At 68.8% G+C, this 24,012-nt stretch carries 20 protein-coding genes and 6 pseudogenes; 16 read left to right on the forward strand and 10 right to left on the reverse strand.

Going from position 1 to position 24,012, the window contains the following annotated elements:
* Positions 1-248: 248 nt before the first annotated feature.
* Together ABT078_RS17530 and ABT078_RS17535 are read right to left on the reverse strand one after the other, a co-directional pair.
* Positions 249-574: pseudogene (locus ABT078_RS17530) on the reverse strand (toxin Doc).
* Positions 574-699: a hypothetical protein gene (locus tag ABT078_RS17535; RefSeq protein WP_351228733.1), complete on the reverse strand. Its 126-nt coding sequence runs from the start codon at positions 697-699 to the stop codon at positions 574-576. Before ABT078_RS17535 ends, ABT078_RS17530 begins: the two are co-directional and overlap by 1 nt.
* 100 nt (positions 700-799) lie before the next feature.
* Here ABT078_RS17535 and ABT078_RS42705 point away from each other — a divergent pair.
* From ABT078_RS42705 to ABT078_RS17560, 6 genes and pseudogenes are all read left to right on the forward strand, one after another.
* Positions 800-1,140 (forward strand): annotated as a pseudogene (locus tag ABT078_RS42705) (ISAzo13 family transposase); the annotation flags it as partial.
* Between the two features lie 403 nt (positions 1,141-1,543).
* Entirely contained in the window at positions 1,544-4,129 is a 2,586-nt protein-coding gene (locus tag ABT078_RS17540) for a Pls/PosA family non-ribosomal peptide synthetase (protein ID WP_351228564.1), read from the forward strand.
* Between the two features lie 22 nt (positions 4,130-4,151).
* Positions 4,152-6,668: a non-ribosomal peptide synthetase gene (locus ABT078_RS17545; RefSeq protein WP_351228566.1), complete on the forward strand. Its 2,517-nt coding sequence runs from the start codon at positions 4,152-4,154 to the stop codon at positions 6,666-6,668.
* A gap of 64 nt (positions 6,669-6,732) precedes the next feature.
* Positions 6,733-7,824, forward strand: a complete 1,092-nt coding sequence (locus ABT078_RS17550) for a pyridoxal-phosphate dependent enzyme (RefSeq protein ID WP_351228568.1) — start codon at positions 6,733-6,735, stop codon at positions 7,822-7,824.
* Between the two features lie 38 nt (positions 7,825-7,862).
* Positions 7,863-8,039 (forward strand): annotated as a pseudogene (locus tag ABT078_RS17555) (ABC transporter permease); the annotation flags it as partial.
* Between the two features lie 29 nt (positions 8,040-8,068).
* Positions 8,069-8,467: a 3-oxoacyl-[acyl-carrier-protein] synthase III C-terminal domain-containing protein gene (locus tag ABT078_RS17560; RefSeq protein WP_351228570.1), complete on the forward strand. Its 399-nt coding sequence runs from the start codon at positions 8,069-8,071 to the stop codon at positions 8,465-8,467.
* 364 nt (positions 8,468-8,831) lie between these two features.
* Here ABT078_RS17560 and ltrA read toward each other — a convergent pair whose 3' ends face one another.
* The gene (ltrA, locus tag ABT078_RS17565) at positions 8,832-10,199 is read right to left on the reverse strand and encodes a group II intron reverse transcriptase/maturase (protein ID WP_502981240.1); all 1,368 of its coding nucleotides are present in this window, start codon (positions 10,197-10,199) and stop codon (positions 8,832-8,834) included.
* Between the two features lie 942 nt (positions 10,200-11,141).
* On the opposite strand from ltrA, the gene ABT078_RS17570 reads away from it, so the two are divergent.
* Positions 11,142-11,780: a dihydrofolate reductase family protein gene (locus tag ABT078_RS17570; RefSeq protein WP_351228574.1), complete on the forward strand. Its 639-nt coding sequence runs from the start codon at positions 11,142-11,144 to the stop codon at positions 11,778-11,780.
* A 28-nt stretch (positions 11,781-11,808) separates the two neighbouring features.
* Here ABT078_RS17570 and ABT078_RS17575 read toward each other — a convergent pair.
* Positions 11,809-12,039, reverse strand: a pseudogene (locus tag ABT078_RS17575) (ATP-binding protein); the annotation flags it as partial.
* A 188-nt stretch (positions 12,040-12,227) separates the two neighbouring features.
* Between ABT078_RS17575 and ABT078_RS17585 the strand changes: the two are divergent.
* Positions 12,228-12,631, forward strand: a pseudogene (locus tag ABT078_RS17585) (MFS transporter); the annotation flags it as partial.
* A gap of 331 nt (positions 12,632-12,962) precedes the next feature.
* On the opposite strand, the gene ABT078_RS17590 reads toward ABT078_RS17585, so the two are convergent.
* The 3 genes from ABT078_RS17590 to ABT078_RS17600 all read right to left on the reverse strand — a co-directional run bounded on the left by ABT078_RS17590 (position 12,963) and on the right by ABT078_RS17600 (position 14,157).
* Positions 12,963-13,136, reverse strand: a complete 174-nt coding sequence (locus ABT078_RS17590; protein ID WP_351228576.1) for a hypothetical protein — start codon at positions 13,134-13,136, stop codon at positions 12,963-12,965.
* 37 nt (positions 13,137-13,173) lie between these two features.
* Positions 13,174-13,599, reverse strand: coding sequence for a hypothetical protein (locus ABT078_RS17595; protein ID WP_351228578.1), 426 nt, complete (start codon positions 13,597-13,599; stop codon positions 13,174-13,176).
* Positions 13,600-13,863: 264 nt separating this feature from the next.
* A complete protein-coding gene (locus ABT078_RS17600; protein WP_351228580.1) occupies positions 13,864-14,157 on the reverse strand; it encodes a winged helix DNA-binding protein in 294 nt (97 codons plus the stop codon).
* A gap of 579 nt (positions 14,158-14,736) precedes the next feature.
* On the opposite strand from ABT078_RS17600, the gene ABT078_RS17605 reads away from it, so the two are divergent.
* The 5 genes from ABT078_RS17605 (at position 14,737) to ABT078_RS17625 (ending at position 19,400) form a co-directional block, all read left to right on the forward strand.
* The gene (locus ABT078_RS17605; protein WP_351228582.1) at positions 14,737-15,285 is read left to right on the forward strand and encodes a hypothetical protein; all 549 of its coding nucleotides are present in this window, start codon (positions 14,737-14,739) and stop codon (positions 15,283-15,285) included.
* A gap of 194 nt (positions 15,286-15,479) precedes the next feature.
* Positions 15,480-17,264, forward strand: coding sequence for a S8 family serine peptidase (locus ABT078_RS17610; protein WP_351228584.1), 1,785 nt, complete (start codon positions 15,480-15,482; stop codon positions 17,262-17,264).
* Between the two features lie 265 nt (positions 17,265-17,529).
* Positions 17,530-17,778, forward strand: a complete 249-nt coding sequence (locus tag ABT078_RS17615; protein WP_351228586.1) for a YlcI/YnfO family protein — start codon at positions 17,530-17,532, stop codon at positions 17,776-17,778.
* A gap of 2 nt (positions 17,779-17,780) precedes the next feature.
* On the forward strand, positions 17,781-18,158 hold the full coding sequence (locus ABT078_RS17620) for a toxin Doc (protein ID WP_351228588.1): 378 nt from the start codon (positions 17,781-17,783) through the stop codon (positions 18,156-18,158).
* 645 nt (positions 18,159-18,803) lie between these two features.
* On the forward strand, positions 18,804-19,400 hold the full coding sequence (locus ABT078_RS17625; protein ID WP_351228590.1) for a hypothetical protein: 597 nt from the start codon (positions 18,804-18,806) through the stop codon (positions 19,398-19,400).
* A 474-nt stretch (positions 19,401-19,874) separates the two neighbouring features.
* Here the strand turns inward: ABT078_RS17625 and ABT078_RS17630 are convergent, their stop codons facing one another.
* Together ABT078_RS17630 and ABT078_RS17635 are read right to left on the reverse strand one after the other, a co-directional pair.
* Complete coding sequence (locus ABT078_RS17630) at positions 19,875-20,459, reverse strand: SUKH-4 family immunity protein (RefSeq protein ID WP_351228592.1); 585 nt, start codon at positions 20,457-20,459, stop codon at positions 19,875-19,877.
* A gap of 656 nt (positions 20,460-21,115) precedes the next feature.
* On the reverse strand, positions 21,116-21,475 hold the full coding sequence (locus ABT078_RS17635; protein ID WP_351228594.1) for a DUF6879 family protein: 360 nt from the start codon (positions 21,473-21,475) through the stop codon (positions 21,116-21,118).
* 113 nt (positions 21,476-21,588) lie between these two features.
* On the opposite strand from ABT078_RS17635, the gene ABT078_RS17640 reads away from it, so the two are divergent.
* Genes ABT078_RS17640 through ABT078_RS17650 form a run of 3 tightly spaced genes read left to right on the forward strand, consistent with a single transcriptional unit; the run spans position 21,589 to position 23,435 of the window.
* Complete coding sequence (locus ABT078_RS17640) at positions 21,589-22,116, forward strand: RNA polymerase sigma factor (protein WP_351228596.1); 528 nt, start codon at positions 21,589-21,591, stop codon at positions 22,114-22,116.
* Positions 22,113-22,772, forward strand: coding sequence for a hypothetical protein (locus ABT078_RS17645; RefSeq protein WP_351228598.1), 660 nt, complete (start codon positions 22,113-22,115; stop codon positions 22,770-22,772). The genes ABT078_RS17640 and ABT078_RS17645 overlap by 4 nt, the downstream gene beginning before the upstream one ends.
* Before the next feature lie 60 nt (positions 22,773-22,832).
* On the forward strand, positions 22,833-23,435 hold the full coding sequence (locus ABT078_RS17650) for a hypothetical protein (protein WP_351228600.1): 603 nt from the start codon (positions 22,833-22,835) through the stop codon (positions 23,433-23,435).
* Positions 23,436-23,801: 366 nt separating this feature from the next.
* On the opposite strand, the pseudogene ABT078_RS17655 reads toward ABT078_RS17650, so the two are convergent.
* Positions 23,802-23,960: pseudogene (locus ABT078_RS17655) on the reverse strand (hypothetical protein); the annotation flags it as partial.
* Positions 23,961-24,012: the final 52 nt, after the last annotated feature.

A 24,012-nucleotide genomic window follows, 5' to 3' on the forward strand; every position in this document is an offset into this window, starting at 1 on the left:
TGCAGGTGTCTCCCGGGTACGCCGACATCCGTCACGTGCAGCACTACGCGTGCGGCCCATCCGCCCGCTGCAGCAACGTCGTGGCCATGCGCGCGTGCGCCAAGGCGGCCACGCTCGCTCCAGCGCCTCCTCCCGCTGCCATGCGTAGCAGTGCGCCGCCCACCCGGACATCGAGGCCCACGTGCGGCCCCGCGTGCACAGCTTCCCGCGGCGCCCTCGGGTTCCATCCGTGTCGTGGGCCCGACGGGTCAGCCTCTCCAGGCGCGCAGCTGGTCAGCGACGGCGTAGACGCTCAGGCGGGTGTCGCGGATCTTCCGGACGAGGTCAGGCAGTGCCCCGGCCGCGAACAGGCTGTTGCGACGCGGTAGTGGCTCCAGGCGGACGATGGTGTGCCAGAACGTGGCCGCACGCCATGCGCATCCGGATCGGAGGCCTCCAGCGTCGGCATCCGCGTCTTGTGGCGCGCGACAGCCGCCACCAACCCGGAATAGTCGGAAACTGTCACGGCCTCGTCGCCGAGAGCGAGTTCCTGCACGTCCAGAAGCCAGGCGACATCGATGTGAAGGATGGGCATCAGGCAGCCGAGGCCCCGTCGCGGCGCTCGGAGGGCGGGATCTCCTCGGGGAAGGCGTCGTCGAATTCGGTGCGCAGCTTGTCGGCCCACTCGGCAGTGTCGGCGACGAACCGCTTGCGGTGCATCTCGCGAACGCCGGGGTCATGGAGGTTTTGTCCTCGCCGGGATGCATGCGCAGGGCCCGGCCCACGGCCTGCACCAGATCCGGCATGGAGCCGTGCACGTCGGCGAAGAACACCGAATCGCACTGGGCGGCGTCCACGTCCTCGCAGGGGACGGGGTGCGGGACGCCAGTCAGGCAGCCGCGGCGGTGTCTTCCCCTTGAAGATCAAAAACTGTGAACGTGTCGTATTACTGTCCTCTACCTGCGGAAACTGTGCACCCTGGACACCCTGGCCGATGCGCTGGGCGATGTGAGCAGGTCCTTGATCGGCAACATCGTCCGCGACACCCGTCCCTTGATCGAAGCAGACGGGCACCTCCCGGCCCCATCCACCACCCGCTATCGCACCGCCGCCGACCTCCTTGGCTTCGCCTGTCCCGACAACCCCGACACGCCAACAAGTCGCGGACGCCGAGGAGGTGTGCACCCTGTCACCGAATCTCGGGGCTTGACGAACGGCAGCGACAGTCTGGCGACTGCTTGTGATGCGCGGCTGTGTGGCGGGCCGACGCGCATGAGGCGCACGGCAGCGCTGGATAGCGCTGGGTAGCGCGGTGCGTACGGGCCGCACCCGGGGAGTGGACCGTGAGGCAGGGAAGGCCGGGCGGTTCGGAAGCGCAGCGGATCCCGGGCGAGGACCGGGAGCGGCGGAGCCATGTCACAGACGGCCTGCCGTGTCAAGTTCCGAGTTTCAGTGTCGTGACGGGGCTTCTTGCACCCGGCGTACTGGAGGAGGCGTAGCCCGGGACCACCGGGTGCCGGCCGTAGGGGGCCGACGCCGACCGAAACGTTCTCAGGGAGTTCGCATGACAGGGAAGTCTGGGGGAGTTCGCACAACAGGGAAGTCTGCCGGGGTCATCACGGCCGACTCGGCGGAAACCTCCACCATCCAGGACGGGGCGTGTGCAGGCCCGGTGGCCGGTACCGCCGAGCTGCTGGCCGAGGTGCTGGCCGGCGTCGTCGGAGTGGAGCAGGTCCAGGCCGACAGCCACTTCTTCCATGACCTGGGTGCCGACTCGATGGTGATGGCGCGATTCTGCGCCAGGGTCAGGAAGCGTGCGGACCTGCCGTCGGTGTCGATGAAGGACATCTACCGGACCCCGACGATCAGGAGCCTGACGGCTGCGCTCGAGGATGCCGAGCCGGCCGTGGCCGAGCCCTCGGTCCCGGCACCGGCCGAGCCGGCTGAACCGGCCAGGGCCAGCACACTGGAGTACGTCCTCTGCGGAACGCTGCAGTTCCTGATCTTCCTCGGGTACGTCTACGCCGTCGCGCTCGTCGCCATGAGAGGCTTCGAGTGGATCTCCGCCGGCTCAGGGGTACTCGACATCTACCTGAGGTCGGTCCTGTTCGGTGGCGCGGCCTTCCTCGGTGCGTGCACGCTGCCGATCCTGGCGAAGTGGCTGCTCATCGGTCGGTGGAAGCCCCAGCAGATCCGCATCTGGAGCCCGGCCTACGTCCGATTCTGGGTCGTCAAGACGCTCGTCCGGTCCAACCCGCTGGCGCTGTTCGGCGGTTCGCCCCTGTACGTGCTGTATCTGAGGGCGCTGGGCGCGAAAGTCGGGCGAGGCGTGGTGATCTTCTCCCAGCACGTGCCGGTGTGCACCGACCTGCTCACCATCGGCGATGGCACGGTCATCCGTAAGGACTCGTTCTTCAACTGCTACCGCGCCCACGCCGGACGGATCCAGACCGGCGCGGTCACCCTGGGCCGGGATGTGTACATCGGTGAGCAGACGGTGCTCGACATCGAGACCTCGATGGGGGATGGGGCTCAACTGGGCCACGTCTCCTCTTTGCACGCCGGGCAGGCTGTGCCCGCCGGCCAAGGCTGGCACGGGTCTCCGGCCCAACCCACCGAGGTGGACTACCGGATGGTCCCGCCTGCCACTTGCGGCACCCTGCGAAGTGCCGTCTACTCCGCCGTGCAGGTGCTCGCGATGCTGGCCCTGTACCTGCCGTTGGCGATCTGCATTCTCGACATTTTCGTGGGGTCCCGGGTAGAAGCGCTTCTGGGTGCAGCCTCTCCGGACTTCACCAGTGGGGTGTTCTACTTCGAAGCGCTGGCCATTTCCTTCGTCGTCTTCTTCGGCTCCCTGCTCCTCAGCCTTCTCTTCGTGTTCACTGCCCCTCGCGTGCTCAACACGGCCATCAAGCCGGACAAGGTCTATCCCTTGTACGGCCTGCATTACTTGCTCCACCGGGCGATCACGCGCATGACGAACTCGAAGTTCCTGATAGGTCTCTTCGGGGACAGCTCCTACATCGTCCCCTTTCTGCGCGGCCTTGGGTACGACCTTTCTTCCCCGGTTTTGCAGACCGGGTCGAACTTCGGTGACCAGGTCAAGCACGACACCCCGTACTTGGTCTCCGTCGGCCCCGGAACGGTGTGCGCCAGCGAGCTTTCGATCATCAATGCCGACTATTCCAGCACGTCCTTCCGTGTATCCCGGGCATCGATCGGAGCCCACAGCTTCCTCGGGAACATGATTGCCTATCCGTCGCAGAGCAAGGTCGGTGACAACTGCCTGCTGGCGACGAAGGTCATGGTCCCGATCGACGGAAAGGTCCGGGAGGGAGTCGGGCTCCTGGGCTCGCCCAGCTTCGAGATCCCGCGCACGGTCGAGCGAGACAACAGGTTCAACCACCTGACGAACGGAGACGAGCTGCGCCGCCGCCTCGGCGCCAAGAACAGGCACAATGCCCTCACCATAGGGTTGTTCCTGCTGGCGCGGTGGTTCTATACCTTCGTGGCCATCGTGATCGGTCTTTGTGCCGCGGCCCTGTACCCCTCCCTCGGTGTGTCGGCGATCGCGCTGTCCATGGTCTTCCTCCTTCTGTTCAGCGTCGTTTACGGCGTACTCGTCGAACGTGCCTCCACGGGATTCCGGCCCCTGCCGCCGAAGTACTGCTCGATATACGACATCGACTTCTGGCGGACGGAACGCTTCTTCAAATTGGAATCGGGGGTCGGCGCGGTTTTCAACGGCACCCCGTTCAAGAGCGCGATCTGGCGGCTGCAGGGTGTCCGGCTCGGCAGGAGGCTCTTCGACGACGGCTGCCAGTTGGCCGAGAAGAATCTCGTGACGATCGGAGACAACGTCACCCTCAACGCCGGTGCGTGGATTCAGTGCCACTCGCAGGAGGACTACGTCTTCAAGTGCGACCACATCACGATCGGTGCCGACTGCACCCTCGGAGTCGGTGCCTTCGTCCTCTACGGCACGGCGATGGGCGACGGCGCAGTGCTCGCCCCCGACTCCTTCCTCATGAAGGGCGAGGAAGTCCCACCGCACGCCCGATGGGGCGGAAACCCGGCCAGGGAGATGCGGACCGGCCACGGAATCGACAACCGCGACGTCGCCCACTTCGGCGCCAAGTGGCATCAGTAAGTAGGGAAAGGAATTGATGAACATGGAACAGACCAAGACCGGGCAAGAGTTCTGGCGCGGTGTGCTCGCCGCCGGCGGGCTCACGCCGATCCCGCGATGGACCGTCGATCCGGTGCCGGGCATCGCCGAGCACGAGGCGCGGATCCCCGACCGCGACGTGGCGGCGCTGCGCCGACTGACCGGCGAGCTGACGGTGCCGTTCGGTTCGGTGCTGCTCGCCGCGCACGCCAAGGTGCTCGCCGCGCTGTCCGGCGAGCGCGAGGTCGTGACCGGTTACGTCGCCGAGGGCGGCTCGCCGCTGCCCTGCCGGCTGACAACCGCATCCGACTCGTGGCGGGCACTGCTGCTGGACACGCGTCGGGCCGCGTCGGAACTGCTGTCGCACCGGGACTTCCCGGTCGACGACCTCAAGCGCGAACTGGGCCTGACCGAGCCGTCCTTCGAGACCGTCTTCGACCCCACTGGCGGCGACGGCGAGCTCGCCGAGGACACCGTGCTGCGGGTGGGGGTCCTCCAGCACGGCGGCCGGCTCGGCTTGCGGCTGCGGTACCGGACCGACGTGATCGACTCGGCCTGCGCCGCAAGGATCGCGGGCTACCACCTCACCGCGCTCGCGCTGATCGCCGCCGATCCGGACGCCGAGCACGGGCGGTGCAGCCTGCTCTCCGCCGAGGAGCTCCGGTTCCAGCTCGAAGGGCTCTCCGGGCCGCGCCGGGAGCTGCCGGACCGCCGGGTCCACGAGCTGTTCGAACAGCGGGTGCGGGAGCACCCGGACGCCGTCGCGGCCGTGCACGACGCCCGGCAGTGGACCTACCGGGAGCTCAACGCCCGCGCCAACCGGCTGGGTCGGGCCCTGCTGGCGCGAGGGCTGCGCCGCGAAGACGTCGTCGCGGTGGTGACGGAGCGGAACCTGGACTGGATGGCCGCCGTCCTCGCGATCTTCAAGGCAGGCGGCGTGTACCTGCCCATCGAGCCGCACTTTCCGGCCGACCGCATCGCGGCCGTCCTCTCCCGCGCCGAGTGCGGGCTTGTGCTGACCGAACGCGGCAGCACCGCCACGCTCGACCAGGCCCTGGACGCGCTGCCCGGAGTCCGGACGCTCTTCGTCGACACAGCCTGGGAGGAGGACCACGCCGACGGTGATCTCGGCATCCAGGTCGCGCCGGACCAGCTCGCCTACATCCTGTTCACCTCCGGCTCCACCGGGGAGCCCAAGGGCGCGATGTGCGAGCACGCGGGCATGCTCAACCACATCTACGCCAAGCTCGACGACCTGGAGGTCGCCGAGGGCGAGGTGATCCCCCAGACCGGACCCCAGTGCTTCGACATCTCGGTGTGGCAACTGCTCAGCGCGCTCCTGGTCGGCGGTCGGACCCTGCTGGTCGACCAGGAAGTGATCCTGGACGTCGAGCGGTTCGTCGACACGATCGTCGACGGCCGGGCCGCCGTGCTCCAGGTCGTGCCGTCCTACCTCGACGTCTTTCTGTCCTGGCTGGAGCAGCACCCCCGAGACCTGCCGGACCTGCACACCGTGTCGCCCACCGGCGACTTCCTGAAGAAGGAGCTGGTGCAGCGCTGGTTCGACGCCCAGCCCAAGATCAAGATGGTCAACACGTACGGGCTGACCGAGACTTCGGACGACGCCGTCCACGAGATCATGGACCAGGTACCGGACCGGGACCGGGTCCCGCTCGGTCGCCCCATCAGCAACGCGCACGTCTACGTCGTCGACGAGCACCTGGCACCGGTGCCGCTGGGCGCCCCCGGTGTGATCGTCTTCTCCGGCGTCTGCGTCGGCCGCGGGTACGTCAACGACCCCGAGCGCACCCGCCGGGTCTTCATGGCCGATCCGCACCGCAAGGGTGGGCCCCACCTGCCCGATGGTGGGCAAGGAGGGAAAATCTGCCGCAGCGGCGACTACGGCCGCTGGCAGCCGGAGGGCAAGCTGGACTTCCTCGGCCGCCGGGACAACCAGGTCAAGATACGCGGCTTCCGGATCGAGATCGGCGAGATAGAGAACGCGCTGCTGCGGGTGGACGGTGTCCGCGACGGCGCCGCGGTGGTCGCCGAGCGGGCCGGTGGGAGCAAGCACCTGGTGGCCTTCTGCTCAGGCCCGCGTCCGCTTGAGGCCGGTATCCTGCGGGACCGGCTGGGCGAGTCGCTGCCCGAGTACATGGTCCCATCGGCCTTCCACTGGCGGGAGAGCCTGCCGCTGACCCCCAACGGAAAGATCGACAGGCGTACGCTGACGGCGCTCGCCGGGGAACTCGACACCGTGGAGGACGACCACCACACGCCGAGTACGCCGACCGAGCAGCGGCTGGCCGCCGCCTGGGCGACGGTGCTCGGGGTCCCGCAGGACCGGATCGGCCCGCGCGACCACTTCTTCGACAGGGGCGGCACATCGCTGTCTGCGGTGAAGCTGGCGATCGCCCTGGGCCGTGCGGTGTCCCTCAAGGACGTCACCCGCCACCCGGTCCTCGCCGATCTGGCCGCTCTGGTCGACGGCAGGTACGGAGGCGAGGTGCGACATGGGTAGCGTGACCAGGTCGGTCGACCTGTCGGGTTGTGAGTGGCTGCAGTACAACTACGGATCCGCGCTGATGGCACCGGACCGGCTGGGTTCGTTCAGCATGTGGCGATACCGGAAGCTGCTGCCGGTTGCCGATGGTCCGGTGCGGTATCCGGTGCCGATCGGCGGCACGCCGCTGCTGCCGGCCCCGGCGCTCAGAGAGACGTTGGGCACGCCGCGCCTGTGGATCAAAGACGAGACGCGCAACCCGACCGCGTCCAACAAGGACCGCGCCACCGCACTCGTGATCGAAGACGGGCTGCGACGCGGGATGGACACGATCACGACAGCCTCCACCGGAAACGCGGCTGTGGCCACCGCTTTCGGTGCCGCGGCAGCCGGATTGCGGGCCGTCATCTTCGTGTCCGCCGACTGCCAGCCGGAGAAGCTCGCGCTCATGACGCAAGGCGGTGCATGGGTCTTCCAGGTGCGCGAAGGCTACGCGGCCGCGGTCGACCTGTCCCGGGCCGCCGCCCGCACGTTCGGATGGCTCGACCGCAACACCGGTGCCAACCCGCTCACCATCGAGGCGAAGAAGACAGTGGCGTTCGAGGTGTGGGAACAGCTCGGCCGCCGACTCCCGGACCTGGTGATGGTCCCGGTCGGCGATGGTCCCACGTTGGTGGCGCTCGACAAGGGCTTCGCAGAACTCGTCAGCTGTGGCCTCGCCGCCCGGAAACCGCGCCTGATCGGCGTACAGGCAGAGCGCTGCCAGCCGCTTGTGCGGGCCTGGCAGGGTGCGCCCGCCGGGCCGGCGGAGCTGGATCCCACCGCCACCGTCGCCGACGGCATCGCGGTGGTGCGCCCCGCCATCGGTGATGCCGCGCTGGCCGTGATGCGCCAAAGTGGCGGAGGAATGGTGGCGGTCACCGACGACGCGCTGCTGAGCGCGGTGTCGACGCTTGCCGACAGGGCGGGCGTGGGTGCCGAACCCGCCGGGGCGGCGGCCCTGGCCGGGCTGGAGAGCGCCGTCGAACGAGGCCTGGCGGATCGGACGGAAAGTGTGGTTCTGCTGGTCACCGGCCGGGAGATGAAGGCGAGCGGAGAGCCGGCCGACCGGGGCCGGGTGGCGGTCGTCGAAAAGCTCGACGAGATCGAGCGGGCTCTGGCGGGCGGCTGCTGAGGGGTCCAGGACCGCGCCCCGTCAGCGCCGGTCGAGGCGCCGCCGGTCTCGCCGCCCTGCCGCACAGCGGCGTGGCCGTACTCAGCATCCTCATCCCCCTGGTCCTGATCGTGTCCTTCGTCGTCGGGGACGCAGCCGGGGGTGCGGCCCAGTATCTTCCCGAACGGGCCGGGCAGTTGGTGATCCACCAGTACCCCGAGGGCGATCTCGCCCCCCCCGGACCGGTCTCCCTCCCGTGACCGGCGTGGACGCCAAGGACCGGCCGGCGGCGGACGCACCCCTGGACGAGGCGATCTCAGAAGCCGTGGGGCGCCAAGGGGAACTACGGACGGAGCTCGCTCTGCGGACGATAGCCGAGGCCGACCTCGACATCGGCGACATCACCCGTGTGGCGCACATCTTCACCGGCCGGGAGAGCTACCTCAAGGGGATCCTCGACCCCATGGGCCTCCACCCCGAGCAGGGGCTGCTCGAATTCGGACGAGGGTTGGGGCACATGACGGTCAACGACCAGATCGTAGGCCTCAACCATCTCGTCGAAACGCGGGAAGTCGGCGCAGGCGACCATGTGCTGATCGTGGCACACGGGGGTGGTGTCTCGATCACCTGCGCCGTCGTTCGCATTGATTTCCTCCCGACCTGACCCGTCGAACAGGCTCATCAACTTCATTAGTTTTCCGTGGTGTTGTGCCTGTATCGTTGGGTGCGTGGAGTTGCTGCGTATGTCCAAGGCCACGAAGCGTCTGGGTGTTCACCCGATGACGCTTCGCCAGTGGGCTGTCGACGGCAAGATCCCGTTCTCCTGGGTAGGGGCGTGAGCGACGGTTCTCCTCGGTCGATGTGGAGAACATGAAGCGCGGCAGCGGCGCGGTGACTTCCCGTCCGCGACCGGGACGCTGAGTAGGCCCGGAGCGCGGTGCCGGGATTGCTCCCGGTCCGTTTCTCCGGACCTCTCGCCGAACCCGCCGTGCGCCTCTCAACGCAACGGGCTCTCCACGGTTCTGCCGTCAGACGGGGTTCGCAGGCTGCCATGGGTTGGAGATCGTGCTGGCCCGGTATCGGTAACGGCTGACCGTGACCGATGCGATGCGGAACAGCTCGACCCCGTCAGCCGCGATCGGGAGCCACCGCCCGTTGGGGGTGGTGAACCGGCGGCGGACGTCGCCCCAACTCCATCGGTGACGTGCCCGCAGCATGCGGATAAGACGCCACCACACGAAGGTGTCAAGCTTGGAGAAGACATGCTTGGCGACCGCGTGCTTGAAGTAGTTGGCCCAACCGCGCATGATCTGAGTGAGTCTGATCAGCACGGTGGCGAGATCCTGCTGCGATGTCCTGCCTGTCAGGGCACGAATCTTCGCCTTCAGCGACCGGATTGGCCGGTCGGCGATGAAGGTGTAGACGTGCCATTTGGTCGTGCCTCCTTTGCGTTTCCACTGGATGCGGAATCCCAGGAAGTCGAACCCGTCGCTCATGTGCACGATCCGCGTCTTGGCCTGCGACAACCGCAGACCTATCGGCTCAAGCACACCGGCGATTTCCTCGCGCAGTGCCGCGGTGTCGGCCTCGGTGCCGTGCACCAGCACGACGAAGTCGTCCGCGTAGCGGACGACCCGCCACGTCGGACAACCTTTGCGGCGCCGGTAGGCGCGTTTGCCTTCGGTGGCCATCGTCCCGCCCGGCTCCCATGGCCTGTGCAGGTGCTCGTCGAGCGCCGACAGGGCGATGTTCGCCAACAGCGGGGAGAGAATGCCGCCTTGCGGAGTGCCGGTCAACGTCTCCTTGCTCTCGCCGAGTTCCGTGAGAACTCCGGCCTTGAGGAAGGCTCTGACCAGCGACAAGACGCGCCTGTCCTTCACCCGGTGACGCACCCGGTCCATCAGGGCCACGTGGTCGATCGAGTCGAAGCACGCCTCGATGTCCGCATCCAGCACCCAGCGGTATCCCCGGGTGCCGAAATAGTGGATCTCGGCGATCGCGTCCTGGGCCCGCCGTCGGGGCCGGAACCCATAGGAGACCGGCTTGAAGTCGGCCTCGAAGATCGGTTCCAACACCAGCTTCAGCGCCGCCTGAACGACCCGGTCCGCGATCGTCGGAATCCCGAGCTTGCGGACCCTTCCCGAGCCTCCCGGCTTGGGGATTGTGCGTTCCCGCACCGGCAGAGGACGGAACGAGCCGTCCTTGAGGGCAGTTCGCAGGTCGTTCAGGAACCCGGGGACACCAACCGATTCCTCGACGTCCATGGCCGTCAGGCCATCAACGCCTGGAGTCCGGGCTCCCCGGTTGCCCGCGACCCGGTCGAACGCCACCAACAGCGTCGCCGGGTCGTGCACGAAGTTGAACAGGTCATCGAACCGGCGGCCGAGGTCGGCCACCGTCCAACGGTGAAGCTTGGTCTGCATCTCCAGTACCCGGGCCCGAGGGCCCAGAGCTCCGCCATTCGGCGGGGCGTCTTCCGGCATTGCAGCATCCTTCCCTTCTCGATACCGCTGCCGCCCTTCCCCATGCGGCCGGCTCTCCCGGCCTCGGAGTACTACGGCGGCTCCGCCCCGTCCCGGACCGATCGGCGGTCGATGCGCCCAGCCCCGGCAGCCTGCTGGCAGCAGACGACAAGGCGAGGTTCTAGACGGTTCCCGTGTTCACTGTGGTTCGCTCGATGAAGGAGGAGCCCGACTGTGTCCCTGCGGCATCGCCACGAGTACGCCGCAGACATTCCTCGTGGCCTCCCGGCCAGCTTTTGAATACCGATCCAGGAGTTGGCAGACCACCCGAAAGGATGACCTGCATACGCACCGCTTCCGGCCCAGATCCGCCAGGTTCGAGCCAGTGTCACTTTAAGAGACGTAAAACGCCGGTTCCTCGCGTACTCCTCTCCATCACGCTTGCCGGACCCGCCCCATCTGGCAGTTCTGGTTACGTCCCGGCTTTGTCAGGGCCGCTCTCGCCCTCCCCGGCATCACCCGGATCAGGCTGCCCTCAGCTTCAACCCCACTGCTGCGACAGCGGATTGGCGCAGGTCTTCCACCTCCACTCGAACCAACAGCGCCTCACGGCGCAACCAAGATCTGTGCCAGAACCGAGAACTGGCAACGCTGCCGGAGCGTGTGGGTCCTTCCCCCCGTGCCGTGATGGTGGCCGGCCTTGGGGCCGCGTCGGTGCCCGAACTTCTCCGCAGCTCCGGCAGCAGAGATCCGAGTTTTCTGCTCGAACCCCACCGAAGCGAAGACCCACGTCCGGTAGGCCGATGAGTTTGTCGTCGCCGCACGGTCTGACTCCTTGAACTCCCGACGACAACCGCACGGAAAGGTGCTCGTCATATGAGCAAGGTGGTTTTGCACGTCACCATGTCACTCGACGGCTTCATGGCAGGTCCGGACATCAGCATCGAACACCCCATGGGCCGGGGTGGTCTGCGCCTGCATGACTGGATTTTGAACACACCGACCAGCGACGTCGACGCCACAGTGACACAGGAGATTTCGGCCTCGACAGGTGCCGTCGTACTGGGCAGAAGGACATTCGACGTGGGTGTCGAGGTCTGGCAGGACACTCCCTTCCCGGTGCCGTGCTTCGTGCTCACACACTACGCTCGAAGCCGGCGCGCCATGAAGAGCGGGACCTTCACCTTCATCACCAACGGCCTGAAAAGCGCGCTTCAGCAGGCGGAAGCAGTGGCGGACGGGAAAGACGTCACACTGATGGGGGCGGACATCGCTCAGCAGGCGCTTAGCGCGGGACTCCTCGATGAGATCAATCTCCAGCTCGCACCGGTGCTCATGGGCGACGGACGCCGGCTGTTCGAGCATCTGGGAACGGAACACCTCGAGCTGGAACGGACCAGAATCCTTGCCTCGCCGCTCGTCACGCATCTGCGTTTCCAGGTCCCTCATGCCCAGAACATGTCGGACGGGGCAGCGCTGGACCATGGCCTTGAGGCCAACAGCCGACAGAACTGAGGGCATCCAAAGGAAGGGCCGGGAGAGGTCAGCCGGCGGCGTTCCGCTCGGTGGGTCGGGCCTTGGTGATCGCGAGCCGGTAGGACTCGGGGCCGGTCTCGATGATGTTCCCGCCGAAGGTGAGGCGGTCGACGATGGCCGCGCAGAGCCGCGGATCGGTGAGCGTCCTGGTCCACCCGCCGAACGATTCGTTGGAGGCGATGGCGACGCTGTTCTTCTCCTCCCGTTCCGTCAGCACCTGGAACAGCAGTTCAGCGCCCCCTGTCGGCGTACTTGAGACCATCATGCGTACGCCGACAACGCGGACGGTGTAGCCGTCCTTCACAAGCCAGCGGGCGTGTGCGCCCGGGCCTCGGCCGACGTCGAGCACCACGGTGGGCGGGGCCGGGAGGTAGCGTCCTCGCCCAGGCCCCCATCCGCCCCCGCGGCAGCACCAGGCTCACGACCGAACTCGGCCCGCTCGCCGGCTACATCGCCGGTGCGGGTCTCGTCACGCTGATGACCGCGCTGCTGTCGTCCGACGATCTGCTGTCCTGGGGCTGGCGCCTTCCGTTCCTGATCGCGGGCCCGATGGGCGTCATCGGCCTCTATCTGCGGACGAAGCTGGAGGAGACCCCGGCGTTCGCTGCCGAGCTGGAAAGGCGGCGCGTCAGGAGCGCGAGCGGCCGAAGGTGCCGCTGCGGGACATGGTCACGGGGCAGTGGAAGGCGCTGCTGCTGTGCATGGGCCTCGTCCTGATCTTCAACGTCACGGACTACATGCTGCTGTCCTACATGCCGAGCTATCTGACGAGTGAGCTCCACTACGACGAGACCCACGGCCTGCTGGTCGGGCTCGGTGTCATGGTGCTGACTACATGATGGCGGCCGCGATCATCGGCGGCGCCGCGGGCTGGTTCATGGCGGGGTCGGCGGGGCGGCCGCTGCCCGGGTCCGCTCCCGCTGTGGAGACGGAGGCGGAGGCGCGTGCCCTTCGGGGGGCGTGACGCTCGGCGGGGCGCCGGCCGGCCAGGCGATGGTGTGCCCGTATCACTCGGCTCGCAGGCGGCGGTTGACGGTGTTGTTCACACGGTCGGCCGCCGCCGCGGCGCGTCGGGGGCATCGGTGCTTCGCGGCACCGTGCGTGCGCAGCAGGGGCTCATCGGGTCGTCGGCCTCGCGGGGGCGGGTCGTACGAGGGCGGGTCACGCGGACGCGGGAAGGGCGAGGGCCTCGGCGCGGCGGTGGCGGCCGTTCCCGGGCGCGTCCAGGGCGGTCGGGCGCTCGACGGCAGGCTGCCCACGGTGCCGGCCGGTACCGAAGTCCGTGACCGGACGAAGGCGGCGGAGGGTCCTGATGGTGCGGATCGACTGCTTCATGGTGTTCTCCAGGTGGGGTGTTCCGAGCGGGTCCGGCTCAGATTCCGCGGGGGTCCTCGACGGCGCGGATGGTCCAGAGCTGGTCGAAGTGCCAGCGGTCGAAGGCGTAGGCGTGCTCGTCCGCCTGGGTGACGGCGGCCCAGCGTCCCTCGTTCCAGTGGTAGACGCGGTGGCCGTCGTAGCGGAGCTGGTGACCGTTGCCGCCGGAGCGCCAGTACGAGTGGCCCGACCGGTCCCGCTCGCCGTGCCATTCACGGTGCCCGTCCGAGATGGACCACCCCTCGCCGATGCGGAAGAGGTCGGCGCGCTCCGCCACGGTAACGACGGCGGTGCCGGGGTGACCGCTGTGCTGAGCCGCGGGCAGGGCGGACGCCGAAGCGGGGCCGGCGACGGCGACGAGTGCGCTGCCGGTCATCGTCACGGTGGCGGCTGCGAGGGCGACGCGGGTCATCAGCTTCTTCATGGTTCTGTCTCCTTGCTTCGCCCGACTTGTCGAGGGGGCGACGAACGATCGACGCGTTGTGCCGTGGGGCTCGTGGCCGATACGGCTGAGCAACGTCATGCGTTGACGCTATCAGATCATTGAGGCAGGTCAATAAATGAGCGGATGTGACTGTCGACTCATCGGGACGAAGCTGCCCGAAATGTCGTGAATTCCCAGAAGGGGGCAGCGCGACGAGGGGCCACGGGAATGCCCATGGCCCCAAGTTGCCTGGTGGCGGGTCGGTCAGGTGCAGGCGACGTCGCTCTTGGATGTCCTCACCCGGACGAGGAGCTTCCGGAGTGTCGGCAGCTCCTCGGGGGTGAAGTCGGCGAAGAGCTCCTGCTCCATGGCGGTCATGTCTTCCTGGGCCTTCGCCAGGACGCGGCTGCCTTCTTCGGTGAGCGCCACGATGTGACGGCGCCGGTCGGCCGGATCGCGCCGGCGCTCGATGAAGTGCGTGGCCTCCGGGTCGGTCAGGATCCCGCACAGGATGCTGGGGTCCACCTCCAGGGCCCCTGCCACGCCCTTCTGGCTCATGTGTCCCGACTTGCCCAGCAGTATCAGCGTCGTGCCGCCCCACGCCGTCGAGGGTGATGGTCTCTCCGTCGTTGACCGCCTGTGGTCCGGGCGGCAGGCCGGGCAGCGCCTTGAGTTCGGGGTACTGGGCGGTGACGTCCATCCCGGCCTGGGACAGAAGCCGCAGGCTTGCGTCCCCGGGCAGATGGGTGATGACCCGGGCACCGTTGAGGCGCGTTTCGTAGGTGTACTCAGCCTCGGTCTCCGGCCTGGGCGGCGGGCCGATCACCGCGAGCATCGGCGCGAGCAGCAGCAGTGCACCATGAGCGCCTCGGGAGGGGGCCACGCTCATGGTTCCAGCCTGCGCCCGGCGGCCTGCTGCGGCCGCCCACTCCTCCTGTCTGGTCGACACGTCTGTGAGCAGAACGGATGCCGTGACTGCGGCGATCGTCAACGTGTCCGAAATGTGGATCCCCGCTTGGCGGTATGTCCCGGAATGTGTTCTTGGTCGGTTGGTGGTTTGCTGCTCGGTGGCGGCGCCCGGGCTTCTCGGCGCGCCGTTCATCGTGTGCATCCGCCAGGCTCAAGGAGGAGTTCCGCATGTCCGTCTACACCCCCCAGCAGATCAGCCAGCCGCAGACCCAGCAGCCGTACAACCAGCAGCAGCTGTTCGGCCAGCAGCAGCCCTGGGGCCAGATCGGCCAGCCGCAGCAGCAGATCGCGCAGGTGGTCCAGCAGTCGATTCAGCAGGCTTGCCAGCAGGCGAGCCAGCAGGTGGCGCAGCGCCTGCAGCAGACGCTGCAGCAGCTGCAGCAGGTCCAGCAGCAGCTGCAGCAGCAGGGCTTGGCCCACCAGGCGCACCCGTACCTGGCTGTCGCGTTGCACCACACCCTGATCCAGGGCGTGCGGAGCGCTGTGGAGCAGTCCGTGCAGCAGGCGCTGCCTATGGCGATCCTGACGCTGGTGCAGCAGAGCCAGCAGAGCCAGCAGGGCCAGCAGGGCCAGCAGGGCCAGCAGGGCCAGCAGGGCCAGCAGCAGTTCGGCCAGTTCCCGGGCATGCAGCCGCAGGGCCAGTTCGGCCAGTTCCCTGGCCAGGGGATGTTCGGGCAGCAGCCGCAGTACGGGCAGCTGTCGCCTCTGGGCATGTGAGACACCCGCCCGGGTAGCGCTCGCCTTCCCTCCCGTGTGGGAAGGCGGGCCTGCCTGGCCGCATGCCGCGGCGGGGCGAGGCAATGGCGCGGCGGGTTCGCTGGCCGGGGAGCTCATGGACGCCCGCTTCCCGGCCAGCCACTGAAGATCCGGGGCGTACGACGACGCTTTACGTTGAGATGGCGGTTGGCTGAATGAGTGAGCAGGGCGGCAACGGTGTGAAGCCGGGCAACGGCAAGGGCGGGAAGACCCCGCGTGCGCAGGGCGCGGCGGGCGAGCCTCCGCAGCAGCCGGCGGCGGCTGCGGGCGAGGCAGGTGATCCGGCCGGACGGATGGGCGGGGAGGCGCAGGCGCTGGGGTACCAGGGCCGGGGTGTGCGGGCGGGGTGGGGCCGCTATCTGGTGGCGCCCCGGCCGTTGGGGCTGCTTGCCGGTGGGGTGCCGCCGATTGAGGCCTCGGCGCTGTTCAAGCTGCTGGAGGAGGACCCCGATGTGGAACCCGTGGCGCAGGTGCGGCCGTCCCGTTCCCGCGGGTTGGGGGCGATCGCGGAGCCGCATCCGGCCTGCCCCCCGGTCGCGGTCGTGAAGATGCCCCAGGAGCGGGCTCGCGCCCTGGCCGGGAACCCGCAGGTGGTCGTGGAGATCGACCAGCCGCTTTCCTACACACCCACCCCGCCGGTGGGTGTCGGCCCGGTGCCGGTACTGGACCCGATGCTGGCGGTCACCCTGGAGGAGCCCGAACATCTCGCCCTGCGGGTGGTGGGCAGTGACGGGGACGCGGTGGCCGGCGCGCACGTGTGGGCCATCGGCACCGGTGGCCCGGTCCACGGAGTCACCGGCCCGGACGGACGCCTCACCATGACCCTGGCCGCAGACACCCCCGAGACGCTCCAGGCGCTCTACGTCCGCCCGGTGGCCGACTACTGGCCGGCCCGCACCGGCACCCCCCAACCCGCCGACAGCGGCGAGGCGGTAGTTACGGTGCAGGCCCTGTCGGACACCTTCGAGGGCTTCCCCGGCAAGGCGCTCACCGGCTGGGGTGCACAGGCAATGCGGCTCAACCAGATCCCGCCGACCTACCGCGGCCACGGCATCAAGATCGCGCTGCTCGATTCGGGGGTGAACACCGCCCACCCCGATCTGAAGGACACCGTCCAGCACGGGCACGACTTCACCGGCGCCGGCAACGGCACCTGGGGCCTCGATGTGACCGGGCACGGCACGTGGTGCGCCGGCATCATCGCCGCGGCGGACAACAACGCCGGCATCGCCGGGATCGCGGCGGAGGCCGAGGTACATGCGCTGAAGCTGTTCCCCGGCGGGCACCTCAGCGACCTGCTCGAGGCGGTCGACTACTGCATCACCCACGACATCGACATCGCCCAGATCAGCCTCGCCTATCCCGTACAGTCCCAGCTGGCCGCCTGGAAACTCGCCGATGCGCACGCCGCCGGCACCACGGTCATCGCCCCGGCGGGAGACACCGCCGGCCCCCTCACTCAGCTGGCTACCCTGCCGGGGGTGCTGGCGGTGGGCGCGATCGGGCACACCGGCAGCTATCCCGTGAGCAGCCCGCTCACCTGGGTGCAGCCGCCGTGGCCCGGCCCCTACCCGGCCCCGTTCACCCCCACCGGTCCGGGAGTGGACCTTGTCGCGCCCGGCGCGGCGGTCATCACCACCAGCCTCGGTGACGGCTATGCCGCGGTGGACGGCACGGCGATCGCCGCCGCCCACGTCACCGGGCTGGCGGCGCTGCTGCTCGCCCACCACGACCATCTGCGCACCCAGGCGGTGCCGCGGACTGCGGCCCGCACCGACCCGCTGTACCTGCTGCTGCGCACCGCCTGCCAGCCCCTGCCCGGCGCCGACCCCCGCCTGGGCGCGGGGATCGCGGACGCCCCCACCGCGCTCGGCATCCCCGCCAGCTGGCAGCAGGACTACCGGGCCGACGGGTACGCGGCGGCGCACCAGCGGGGCTGACGGCACGACACATTCACAGACCTCCGCCCCCTTGCCGCCCTGCCGCCATCGGGCGGTGGGGGGCGGAGACGGCGGCCGGGCCCGCGTCAGCCGAACAGGTCGTCTGTTAGCTGGTGACGAGCTGGCGCGGCTGCGCGGTTTTCCGGAGATCAATACCCAGCCCAGCCCAGCCCAGCCCAGCGCCGCGCCGACGTAGGGCTGGGCCGGCGGTCGTATTCTCCGCGATGCGTATACGCGGGCGCATGCGAGGGTGCATACTCCCTCTATGGCTGACACGAGCGTACGGATCAACACGGAGACGAGGGACCGCCTTGCGGCCCTCGCCAAGGCGCGGGGCCTGAGCCTGGCCGCCTACCTCGAAGAGCTCTCGCAGCAGGAAGAACACCAGGCGCTGCTCGGGCGAGCGACCGCCGCATTCAACGAAGCGCTCGAGCGCCCCGGCTTCCTCGAGGCCTTCGACGAGAAGTACGGCGGCCTGCCCGAGGCACCGGCTCGTAGCAGCCGGGCGGCCTGATCTTGAACCTGTTCATCGACATCCGGTGGCTCCTGGACCGGCAAGAGCAAGTGCTCGGCAAAGACCTACAGGTCCACGACTACTCGGGACTGGTCGCGGCCGTCGCCCGGCACCGGGTGAACACGCCGCACCTGGACGTGTCCGACCCCGACGCCTACTGGCGGGCGGCCGCACTGCTCGACACGATCGTGCTGCAGCGGCCCCTTCCTGCCCGCAACGAGGCGTACGGGTACGCGGTCGCCGTGGCGTACATCAAGGCCTGCGGCGAGACCGTCGTCGCGACCCAGCAGCAGTGGATGCAGTTGATCGACGACATCAAGGCGCTGCGCCTGACCTCCTACGACATCGCCGACCGGCTGCGGTCCTGGCGGACCCTGTAGGCCAGAAAAAATCGGCGGTGGCGCGGCGGCCCGCCCGGCAGAAAGCGGCAGCTTCCGGCTCACGCGGCATCATCCTGCGGGTACTGGCCGGTCTCGGCAAGCAGCCGCCTGCAGGCTTCCGCCGAGCGCAGGCCGTACAGCCGCCCGGCGAAGGTGGTGACCAGGGACACGAAGTCCTCGCTCGGCCGCTCCGGGCGGCGAATTGAGCTTCCACAGCGCTGCTGAGATGCCCGTCGTTGCTTCGCCACACGGTAGCCGAATGGCATTGGTGGCCAGCTGCAGCAGACCACCTTCGCCGCGGACCGTGCCGCCCTCGGCGGGGCGGGCCGTCGGCACGATCTCCACAGCTGATGTGGCTACAGGCGCTGCGCAGGTGCCGTGACTGCCGCCCGGCTACCGGTACGGGGGTACGGACCACGGCCCCGGAGGCGAACCACTGAACGTGGGCGGCGGCGAGGTGAACGTCTGCCTGTGCCGCTTCCAAGTTTCGGGGACTGTGGGGGTCCGCTTGCCGTGCCCGGGAGGTCTGCCCGTCCCAAACAGCGAGCTTCGGTGGCTATCATGCGGCTCATGACGAGCAGGGGGGCGCGGTGGGCATGTCGGGCCGGCACGGGATTGTGGTGCCTTTTGGCTGTGGTCGCCGGTGTGGCCGTCTGGACCACGGAGCCCGGCGGGGTCTCGATCCACGGTCTTGACATCGCGTACGTACGGGACAACGTGCACGGCGCGCTGCATCCGGTGGCGTACGTGTACATCATGCACTTCGTCGGGCTGGTGGAGGTCACGCTCCTGCTGGGGGTGACTCCGGGGGTGCGCGGACCGCGGGCGCGTTTCGTCGCTGGGAGCGTCGCGGTCCTGGCGGCCGCCGTGTTGGTGCTGATGGCCGTCAACACCCTCACGCAGATGTCGCCGTACGTGGACCCCTCCCGAGCGCTGCTCGACAGGCTGGCCGCGGCGGGCCTGATCGCCCTGGCACTCGCGACCCTGTGTGCGGCGGTGGCGCTGATGCGCCGAGGATTCGCGTTCTACGACAGCTTCGTGATCGCGTTCCTGGTCGGTATGGGCATCCTCCATATGGTGTCGATGTTCCTCGTGGCTGCCGTGCTGGATCCGCGGATGTCGCTGACCGTCTGGGCGTGGACACCCGCGCTGTGCCACCTGCTGGCGGCGGGGTGCGCCGCCGCGCTCGTGGCCGGTACGGCGGCGGTCCAACGGGAGGCAGTGCAGCCGCTGCCCGCCTGAGGCCAGACGGCAGGAACGCCGGCGCCGGCCGCTGCGCGCGCGATGACTCCGTGCTCCTCCAGCCGCCCAAGTGGTGCTGGGTCCAGCCCGGCTACAAGCCGGGGCTGTTCCTCGCCCCGGCCACGATCGACCGCCGCCTGTTCCGGTGTCTTCGTCATCGCCCAGCGCACCGCGACCATCGGATAGGGCCACATGCCTGCCGCCGTCTGGTTATGGCTTCGACATGCATGAACCGTCGATGCCGGGTGTAGTTCCTGACCTCGGCGCCGGCGGGCTCGGCGGCCCTGTTGCTGCTTGCCAGCTTTTGGTGTGACGCTCGCGCTGAGTGAGCTGGTGCCAGCAAAGGGGTGTGACGGTGTGTGAGCGGGGCGGGGAAGGCCGTGTGCGGACAGCAGCGAAGCCTCTGGTAGGGATAAATCGGCCAAGATCAAGTCCGCTTACCAGGGGCTCGATCTCGCTCATGAGAACTGCCTGTCAGATCGCGTCGTACTCCACCTCTTCGTAGACCCGATCCCACCAGGTGTCCATCTCGAAGGCGGGAGGGTCGAGCTCGCGCAGGCGGTCCCGGATCTCCAGGCTGAAGGCGGCCCGGGCCTCCCCGGCGGGGTCGTCGTCCGAGTCGGGGTCGTCCGGCTCCAGGTCGTCGAAGTCGTCGACGTGCTCGCAGCGGTACTCCCAGGCGGCGAGGGCGTCGAGGAAGGCGATCACGGAGGAGTTGACGAAGCGCTCGGCGGGGTCGACGCCCTCCGCGAGCGCCCACACGTGCCCGTGCTCGTCGAGGACGAATTCGGGGGAGTGTGACTCCTCGTCCACCGCCAGCCTCCAGAAGCGGTCCCCCAGCCGTGAGAAGGGCTGCTCGGCGGTCCCCGGCCAGCACATCGACTCGTCGACCGGCAGTCCGTGGGTTTGGGCCACCTCGAGGGCCTCCCGTACCCGGGCGGGCCGGGCTGCCACCTCGGGGGCGTCAAGGGCGGGCAGGTCGCGTACGCCTTCTTCGCCCCACTGGCCGGGGCGTAGCCAGTGAGGGGTGTACCCGCCCGAGCCGTTCTGCTCCGCCATCTCGTAACTCCGCTCAGTGAGCCCCTTGTTGAGAACTGTGGAACGATCCCACACGCCTCGTCCGCACCATCCGCTGGGGGCCCGTCCCGTGTCTGTCGCCGCCCGTCTCCTGGCCGCCGTCGCCGCCCTCTCGGCCCCGGTCGGGCGGAGGACCTGCAGGTGCTGTCCTGGCGGGCGCAGGCTGCTGGTGCAGCGGGGTGACACCGAGGTGGTGGTCCGCGGCCTGGACGAAGGTGGGCCGGAGGTACGCATTCCGGCGCCGTGGCCGCTCGGGTTCGGCTCGGTGGCAGTGTCCCCGGCGGTGACGTGGCCGTGTTCGCCGGCGTGCACGCGCTGCGGGCGGTGGACCGGTCGGGCGCGGTGCGGTGGGATGGCCGACATGGCTGCTGGTCGGACAGGGGTGTGTGAAGTGGCCCACGCTTCCTTCGCCAAGTACGCCGACGAGTTCTACCACGCTCACGCGGACAGGGGTCGGCCGCCTCTTCGCCGGACGGCAAGCTGGTCTGGGGCACGTCCGCAATCGCCCAGAGGGCGGGGTGGAAGAGGAGTGGCCGGCTGTGCCGGACGACCTCGGCGGGGTCCTCGATGATCTGGGTGCCGAGGGGCACGCCCTTGTCGGTGAAGTGCATGCGCCCGAGGCGGCGGGAGTCGAAGAGCTAGTAGTCGTAGTCGGGCAGCCCCAGCTTGTCTGCCTGGTCCTGGGGCAGGTAGCGGATGTCCTCGTCGACATGGACGTTGAACTGGCAGAGCCACAGCTCGAACTCGAGGTAGGCGGTCAGGACTTCGGGGACGATGCGAACGCGCTCGATCAGCTTGTCTTGCTCGATGCCGCGGCGCATGGTGTCGAGCCACGGCTGGAACCAGTCCGTGCCGGGGTCCTGGCCGCGCCGGTGGCGGGCGAAGGGCTCCTGCTCCTTATCGACGGTGTAGAGAGTTCGGGTTTCCAGCCGCCATGCGGTGTGCTCGAAGCCCTCGAAGAGGCGTCCGAACGCCTCGCCGGTGATCAGGTCGGGCACGTCACTCGTGGGGTGCGAAACGGGTGAGGAGCTCGCGGGGGACCTCGACAAATACCAGGTGAACGTTTTCCTCCTCTGCCGCGTCATAGGGGAAATCGCGGAAGGGGAGGGGCGTGGCGCTGCTGAGACGGAGATCCCGGCCTGGGGACGAGGACCCCCTGACGCCGGCGCAGATCGATCGCGTGCGGGCGGTCCTGGCGCTCGGCGGGGTGCCCACGGGCGATCTGCAGGACGGGGTGCAGCAGGTGCGGCTGAAGCTGCTGGAGTATCGGGCCGGCGGCCGCGAGCCGTTGCGGGACCCGGGGGCGTGGGCTGCCGTGGCGGCCTCCAACGTGGCGATGGACTGGCACCGTTCGCGGCGCAGACAGGCGCGGCTGAGCGAGCGGCTCGCGGCGCTGGCGCCCCGGGGCGAGTCCCGGCATGGCGGGGGAGAGGCGCATGTGCTTGCCCTGGCGATCGCCGACGGGTTGCACCACCTGTCGCCCCAGCAGCGGCAGGTTTTGACGCTGCGATTCTACGCCGACCTGCCGGTGGCGGAGATCGCCGCGGCGCTGGGCGTTCCGGAGGGCACGGTCAAGAGCCGGCTGCACACCGCCGTTCGCGCGCTGCGCGGCCGGCTGCACACCAAGGAGGTGGTGTGACGATGGGCGGGGTCGAGGACGAGGCGCTGATGTCGGCGCTCACGGACGCGCCGTCGGCGGACGCGGAGGGCGAGGAGTACGCGGCCGCGCTCGCCGATATCGCGCTGCTGCGGACGCACCTACGGCTGATCGGCGACACCTTCGCCGCCCAGCCACCGCCCGCGGCTGCAGCTGGCAGCTGGCGCCGACGCAGGGCGCTTGTGCTGTGCCTGGCCGCAGTCGTGGTGGGTGTGGTCACCGTCGCGGGCGTCGGCATCGCACGGCAGGCTGCCATGAGCGGCGGGGAATCGGGGGGCCTGGGGAAGCTCACCCCGGAGGGGATCGTGGCCTGCGCGAGGATCATCGCCGAGGGCACAGTCCGAGCGGTCGAACCCGTCGGCACCGACGGGGAGATCCGCGTGGTGCTGGACGTCGACCGCCGCCTGAAGCCCGCCGACGGCCCCGCGCGGCTGACCTTCACTCTCACCTTCGACCACGACCACGACGACGTGGCGCCACGCCCCGTGCCCGGTTCCCGGATGTTGGTGAGCCTGTCCGAACTCCCCGACGAGCCCGTGGACTGGTACCAGGGAGCGGACATCGCCCCCGCCTGGTCGTGGATGGACAAGGCACTGCCTGGCTCGCGGGCGCTCACGTGCATGAGCGATGGCGGCTGACGGCAGAAGGCGGAGCACGTCTCTTGCGCCCATCCGCCTGAGGAGGGAAATGAAGCCACCGTGCCGACAACGGAAGAGGCCGTCGAATTCCCGCCGAGTGCTGGGCAGTTCGCCGTCCCGCTCGTCGTGGGGATGGTCCTGGCGACGGGCCTGGTCTACCTGGGCCTACGGTGGGCAGCCGACCCCATGACGGTCGCAGAACTGCGTGCCTGCGCGTATACGGCAGCGTTGGGTGTCGTCGGCGCGCTCATCCTGCCACATTCCGGCGGCGCCCAGCTGACCCCCGAGTACCTGGTGGCGCTGTCGGCCTTCGGCCAACGGGAGCGCCACATCCGCTGGGCGGATGTCTCGGCCATCGACGTACACCGCATGGCCGGGGTGAGCCGCGTCAGCGTCTCGCTGGTGACCGGCAAGCGCCTGATACTGGCGTCCGGACCCGAGACCATCCCCGCGAGTGCGGCGCTTCGCGGGTTGAGGTGGCTGCCTCTCCGTACCGGCCATCGTGTGGCATCTGGCCCGTCACCGAAGTCCTCGACTGACATTCCACACCCTCGAAACTCGATGTCGGTGGCGCCGGATACCTTGCATCCGACGATGCGTAACACCCGCCGGCGGTCCACTGTCCCAGCGGGAAGGAGGCGAGCGAGGTCGGCCACCCTGTGAGTTCGCGCTCTGAATGCGTACTCATGTCTTGCCTACGTGAAGCCTGAACTGTGAGTTCTGCCGTAGCTGGTAATGATCTTGCTGGTAGAGTGTGTGGCTCTCCGGTCTGCATTGAGTTGTGTTCATCCTGAACGTGCAGATCATGGGGGTGGTGTGGGTGGGTGATGCCGTGCTGGTGCTGGTCGTCGGGGCCTGTCTGGTGTGAAGATCGTCTGTCAGCGGGCGATCTCGTGCTGGTTGAGGACCAGCAGCGCGCGGACGAGCCGGGTGGCCCACTTCACGTCGAGGCGGAGCTTTGTCAGCACGCGCCCAGTTCTTCAGGTGCGCGAACGCGTGCTCGCACACTGCCCGTTCTGCGGCGATCAGTTGGTTGACCAGCTTCTTGGCGGGCGGGAGCTTCTTGCCCTTCGGCTTCTTGTAGCCGGTGATCACTGCGGGGTCGCCGGTGTCGTCGTCCAGGCCGACGAAGCCGAGGTCCGCGATCGCGGCGAGGCCGGCGATCCCCGACCAGGGCGAGTACGCCACCGGTCTCGCACGCCAGCACCGCTGCCCAGCGAGGATTCAGGTTGTGCAGTCC

This window comes from Streptomyces sp. NPDC002133 (assembly GCF_040296405.1).
In the GTDB taxonomy this organism is placed as follows: domain Bacteria; phylum Actinomycetota; class Actinomycetes; order Streptomycetales; family Streptomycetaceae; genus Streptomyces.